Consider the following 5660-nt stretch of genomic DNA (forward strand, 5'->3'; position numbering starts at 1 on the left):
GCCCAGGCCCAGGAAAAGACCCTGAGGATCGGCACCGAAGGCGCCTACCCACCCTTCAACAACCTCACCGCCGATGGCCAGCTCGTCGGTTTCGACATCGACATCGCCAAGGCGCTTTGTGACCAGATGAAGGTCAAGTGCACCTTCGTCGCCCAGGATTGGGACGGCATCATCCCCGCTCTCCAGGCCGGCAAGTTCGACGCCATCGTCGCCTCGATGTCGATCACGCCGGAGCGCAAGGAGAAGGTCGACTTCACCAACAAATATTACAACACGCCGTCGGCCCTGGCCGTGCCTAAAGACAGCACCCTGAAAGGCGTGACCAAGGCAGATCTCGCTGGCAAGACCATTGGTGTCGCCACCACGACCACGCATTTCAACTATGCCTCGAAGACTTACACTGACAGCACCGTCAAGGGCTATCCGAGCAGCCCCGAGGAGCAGGCAGATCTTGCCAATGGTCGCCTGGACGCCATCGAGGACGATATTGTTGTGCTTCAGCAGTGGCTGGATTCGCCTGATGGCGCATGCTGCAAGATTCTCGGCCAGCCTTCGCCGCAACCGGTCGACATCTTCGGACCGGGCGCCGGCATTGCCGTACGCAAGGGCGAGACCGATCTCGTCAACAAGTTCAATGCGGCCATCGAAGCCATTCGCGCCAATGGAAAGTACAAGGAAATCAACGACAAGTACTTCAAGTTCGACGTCTTCGGCGCCGAATCCTGATAATATGACAGAGGCGGCGGGGGTCTCCCGCCGCCTCTAGGTCTTCTGTGATCGCCGTGGAGACAAGACCAGTCAATGCCAGCCCAGAGCTTATGGACACTTCTTAGTTGGGGACCCGATGGCTGGCTTGATGATATCGCTTATGGCGCCCTGGTTACCGTCGCGCTCGCACTCGCCACGCTGCCGATMGGGCTGACGATCGGCTTTTTCATTGCATACGCCAAACAGTCCGAAGAACCCTCGCTGCGCCTCGCCGCCAACATCTACACCACGGTCTTCCGCGGCCTGCCGGAACTGGTGACGCTTTTCCTGTTTTTCTTCGGCGTGCCAATTCTGCTGCAGCATCTCATCCGATATTTCCGGCCCGACGCGACCATCGACGTCAACGGCTTCGTCGCCGGCATGATCGTGCTTTCCCTGATCTTCTCGTCCTATGCCAGCGAAGTTTTCCTGTCGGCATTCCGCGCCATACCGAAAGGCCAGTATGAGGGCGGCTATGCCATCGGCCTTTCCAACTGGCTGACCATGCGCAAGGTGATCTTGCCGCAGCTGCTTCGTATCGCGTTTCCCGGTCTCGAAAACTGCTGGCTTAGTCTGCTCAAGGATACATCGCTGGTGTCGGTCGTCGGACTCGCCGAGACGCTGCGCAACGCGGGTGTGGCGGCTCGCGTCACCAAGCACTCGTTCCTGTTTTACAGCGTAGCGGCCCTGGTCTTTCTCGGCCTGGCCATCGTTTCGTCCTTCGCCACCAGCGCCATCCTGCGCTCGCTCGGCCGGCGGGAGGCACAACGATGAGCGCCACAGCCACCATGGTCGAACGGCCACCGCCACGGGCGCGGGGCTGGCCGCGTCCCCGCATCGCCGGCTATGCGCTCGTCGGCCTATGGATAGCCTTCGGCCTGGGTATTGTTGCCTATCTCGTCCTTGCCTGGAATCCGGCCTTCTTTGCCAAGTATGCGCCGGCCTATCTGAGCGGGCTTGGGGTCACCCTGTCGCTGGTCGCCATAGCGATGGTGCTTGGGGCAATACTGTCGCTCCCTGTCGCCTACGGCCGTATGTCCAGGAACCGGATCTTGTCCGGCCTCGCCTATTGCTATGTCTACTTTTTCCGTGGCACGCCGCTGCTGGTCCAGACGTTTCTGGTCTATTACGGCGTCGGCTCTTTCCGGCCGCAACTCAGCGAATTCGGCATCTACCTTCCCGTCTTTAGCGATGGGCTGTCCGTCGCCCGATTCACGCTTTGGGATTTTTTCAAGGATGCATTCAACTGCGGCGTCTTTGCCTTTGCGCTCAACACCGCCGCGTACCAGGCCGAAATCCTGCGTGGCGCCATCGAGAGCGTGCACAGGGGCCAGTGGGAAGGCGCTGCTTCCCTGGGCCTGCACAAACTGCAGACCTTGCGCAAGATCATCCTGCCGCAGGCCTTGATTGTTGCCTTGCGGCCTTACGGCAACGAACTCATCTTGATGATCAAGGCTTCGGCCATCGTCGCCATCATCACCGTCTACGACCTGATGGGCAACGCAAAGCTCGCCTTCGCCAACTCCTTCGACATTCAGGCCTATATCTGGGTCGCCGTCGTCTACCTCGTCATGGTCGAGATATTGCGTCATGGCATTGAATGGATCGAACGCCGGATCACCATTCACCTGAAACGCTGACTGGTTCCATATACTGCCTGCACCAGTCGATGAGCCCACAGGCGTCTTGACGAAATGAGCGCAGAGCCTAGAGCTTTTGCAGCAAATTTCGTTTCCGTCTGAAGGATAAGATCATGGCATCTGTGGCATTTCTCGGTCTTGGCGTGATGGGTTATCCGATGGCCGGGCACCTCAGGAACAAGGGTGGCCATGACGTCACCGTCTACAACCGCACCAAGGCCAAGGCCGAGCAATGGGTTGGCCAGCATGGCGGCAGCCTCGCGCTAACGCCGGCGGAGGCGGCCGAGGGCAAGGATTTCGTCTTCTCCTGCGTCGGCAATGATGACGATCTGCGTTCGGTGACGACAGGTCCCGAAGGTGCCTTCAAATCGATGAAGAAAGGCTCGGTCTTCATAGACAACACAACGGCCTCGGCCGAGGTCGCGCGCGAACTGGCGGCGACCGCGCAGGCCGGTGGCTTTTCGTTTCTCGATGCGCCGGTCTCCGGCGGCCAGGCAGGCGCCGAGAATGGCGTGCTAACGGTCATGGTCGGCGGCGAGCAKGAAGCTTTCGACAGGGCCAGGCCCGTCATCGATGCCTATGCCCGCATGGTCGGCTTGATGGGATCGGCTGGTGCTGRCCAGCTCACCAAGATGATCAACCAGATCACCATCGCCGGCCTCGTGCAGGGTCTGGCCGAAGGCATCCATTTCGGCAAGAAGGCTGGGCTCGACATCGAGAAGGTGATCGAGGTGATTTCCAAGGGTGCGGCCGGTTCCTGGCAGATGGAGAACCGGCACAAGACGATGAATGCCGGCAAATATGATTTCGGCTTCGCCGTCGACTGGATGCGCAAGGATCTTGGCATCTGCCTGACCGAGGCCGACCGCAACGGAGCCAAACTGCCGGTGACAGCACTTGTCGACCAGTTCTACAAGGATGTGCAGGCGATGGGCGGCAAGCGTTGGGATACATCCTCGCTGCTGGCGCGCCTGGAAAAATAAGGTTCGCGATGACCGAGCTTTCGCCCCAATCCAGTGCCGACGAAATCGTCGCGCATCTGCGCTCGATCGGCTCGGAGGAAAATCGCCTTGGCATGCTGCGCTACGGCATCAAGATCGAACGTGCGCTCGGCATCTCGCACGGCGTGCAGCGGCAGATTGCCAGGAAAATCAAACGCAACCATGAGCGCGCTTTCGCGCTGTGGCAGACAGGGATCATGGAGGCGCAGTTCATTGCGTCCGTCACGGCCGACCCGAAGCGGTTTTCGGCCGACGATGCAAGGCAATGGGCGTCGAGTTTCGACTCCTGGGATATCGTCGATGGCGTCTCGGACCTTTTCGTCGACACTGACGCCTGGAAAGAACTGATCGGCGAGTTCGCGGCCGACGAACGGGAGTTCGTTCGACGCACGGCTTTTGCCATGATGGCCTGGTCCGTCGTCCACCGGAAGAAAGAGCCGGAAGCGACCTTTCTCGCCTTCCTGCCAATCATCGAAGCGCATGCCACCGACGGCCGCAACTTCGTGAAAAAGGGGATCAACTGGGCCCTTCGTTCGATCGGCAAGCGATCAATGGAAATGCACGGTGCTGCATTTGCTGTCGCCGAAAGGCTCGCGCAATCGACGGACAAGACGGCGCGCTGGATCGGCAAGGATGCTGTGAAGGAACTATCGGATGCCAGGACGCTCGAGCGCCTCGCCGCCAGGAAAGCCTGACGGACCTGAAATCCGCTTTACGGAAGTGACGCGCTCGACGCGYGCCGATTTCGAAAACCTGTTCGAACAGCCGGGCGCACCGAAATATTGCTGGTGCATGGCTTGGCGCTATCTGCCCAGCCGCGAGCAAGTCGAGGGCGACGAGAAAAAGCGGGCCATGATGGCGCTTGTCGACGCCGGCACGCCGGTCGGCATCCTCGCCCTCATTGACGGCAAGAGCGTCGGTTGGTGCTCGGTCGCGCCACGCCAGACCTATCGCAGGTTGTCACGCCAACAGGACGACAGCCAGACCGATATTTGGTCGATCGTTTGTTTCTACGTGCCAAGGGCTTTGCGCGGAAGTGGCCTGGCATCCGCGCTGCTCGACGCGGCCATCGATCACGCCTTCGCCAAGGGGGCCCGAACGATCGAGGCTTATCCGGTCGATCAGGCATCGCCGAGCTACAGCTTCATGGGCTTTCGCGACATGTTTGCGGCTCGCGGGTTCCACGAGATCGGCATGGCCGGTTCTCGCAGACATGTGATGCGGCTCGAGCGTTGACGCCATTGGCAGCGGCGTCTCTACTCGGGTCCAAAGGAAGCGGCCAATGAGCAACGATATCGGATCATCCATAGCGCTCGCGGCGTTGTTTGTGTGCGTGGCCGCCGCCAGCGCTTCGGCCGAGACCACACACATATTCTGGAAGGATCTGCGCCCGGCGACGCAGACCGCAGCCGAAAACGTCGGGCTGACGATGATCGCGGCAAAATTGCCCGACCATGGCGAGACGCTGTCCCTGAATCTGCAGGACAAGACTATCCAGTTGGCAGGCTATGCATTGCCCGTCGATCGCGACGGAGACCTTGTCTATCAGTTCCTGCTGGTGCCGTGGACGGGCGCCTGCAGCCACATGCCGACGCCGCCGCCCAACCAGATCGTGCTGGTCACGCTGGCCCACCCCTACAAGATGTCGGAGGCCTATCAGCCGGTTGCCGTCACCGGCGCGCTGAAGCCGGCTATGGAGAAAAGCCAGCTGTTCATTCTCGATGGCGTCAGCGTCATCCAGTCCGGTTACACCRTGCGCAAGGCCGATGTGGTGAGCGTCGACAGCGTGCCAGACACGATCACGCTGCCGGTGAACTCACCCTGGAGCTTCCTCAACAAGAAAAAGAACTGAGAAGTCCGGTCAGCTCAAGCGGCGTTGGCGCCAGATTCCTTGTCCAGCACCATGTAATCCAGTGGGATCTCGGTCGTGTATTTGATCTGCTCCATGGCGAACGACGACGACACGTCGCGGATCTCGATCTTGGCGATCAGCCGTTTGTAGAAGGCATCGTAGGCGGCGATGTCGGGCACCACGACGCGCAGGAGATAGTCGACATCGCCGCTCATGCGGTAGAACTCGACCACTTCGGGAAATTCCTGGATGACCTCGGAAAACCGCCGCAGCCATTCATGGCTGTGCGAATTGGTGCGGATCGACACGAAGACGGTGACCCGCACATTGACCTTTTCATGGTCGAGGATGGCGACGCGCCGCTTGATGACGCCCTCTTCCTCAAGCTTCTGGATGCGCCGCCAGCAAGGTGTCGTCGAC

Annotated in this window: 8 protein-coding genes; 7 read left to right on the forward strand and 1 reads right to left on the reverse strand. The window is 60.2% G+C overall.

Going from position 1 to position 5660, the window contains the following annotated elements:
* The 7 genes from ACXJ7R_RS23525 to ACXJ7R_RS23555 form a co-directional block, all read left to right on the forward strand.
* Positions 1-726 (forward strand): ABC transporter substrate-binding protein (locus ACXJ7R_RS23525; protein ID WP_457153935.1); only part of this gene is annotated, 726 nt, incomplete at its 5' end.
* 75 nt (positions 727-801) lie between these two features.
* On the forward strand, positions 802-1521 hold the full coding sequence (locus ACXJ7R_RS23530; protein ID WP_095091530.1) for an ABC transporter permease: 720 nt from the start codon (positions 802-804) through the stop codon (positions 1519-1521).
* Complete coding sequence (locus tag ACXJ7R_RS23535) at positions 1518-2387, forward strand: ABC transporter permease (protein WP_457153936.1); 870 nt, start codon at positions 1518-1520, stop codon at positions 2385-2387. The genes ACXJ7R_RS23530 and ACXJ7R_RS23535 overlap by 4 nt, the downstream gene beginning before the upstream one ends.
* A 113-nt stretch (positions 2388-2500) precedes the next feature.
* The gene (locus tag ACXJ7R_RS23540; protein ID WP_457153937.1) at positions 2501-3370 is read left to right on the forward strand and encodes an NAD(P)-dependent oxidoreductase; all 870 of its coding nucleotides are present in this window, start codon (positions 2501-2503) and stop codon (positions 3368-3370) included.
* A gap of 8 nt (positions 3371-3378) precedes the next feature.
* A complete protein-coding gene (locus ACXJ7R_RS23545; RefSeq protein ID WP_457153938.1) occupies positions 3379-4083 on the forward strand; it encodes a DNA alkylation repair protein in 705 nt (234 codons plus the stop codon).
* Positions 4043-4624, forward strand: coding sequence for an N-acetyltransferase family protein (locus tag ACXJ7R_RS23550; protein ID WP_457153939.1), 582 nt, complete (start codon positions 4043-4045; stop codon positions 4622-4624). Before ACXJ7R_RS23545 ends, ACXJ7R_RS23550 begins: the two co-directional genes overlap by 41 nt.
* A gap of 46 nt (positions 4625-4670) precedes the next feature.
* Positions 4671-5240, forward strand: coding sequence for a DUF3299 domain-containing protein (locus ACXJ7R_RS23555; RefSeq protein ID WP_457153940.1), 570 nt, complete (start codon positions 4671-4673; stop codon positions 5238-5240).
* A gap of 14 nt (positions 5241-5254) precedes the next feature.
* On the opposite strand, the gene ACXJ7R_RS23560 is transcribed toward ACXJ7R_RS23555, so the two are convergent.
* On the reverse strand, positions 5255-5660 hold a 406-nt coding region (locus ACXJ7R_RS23560; RefSeq protein ID WP_457153941.1), incomplete at its 5' end, for an Lrp/AsnC family transcriptional regulator.

It is taken from the genome of Mesorhizobium sp. P5_C1 (assembly GCF_054049815.1).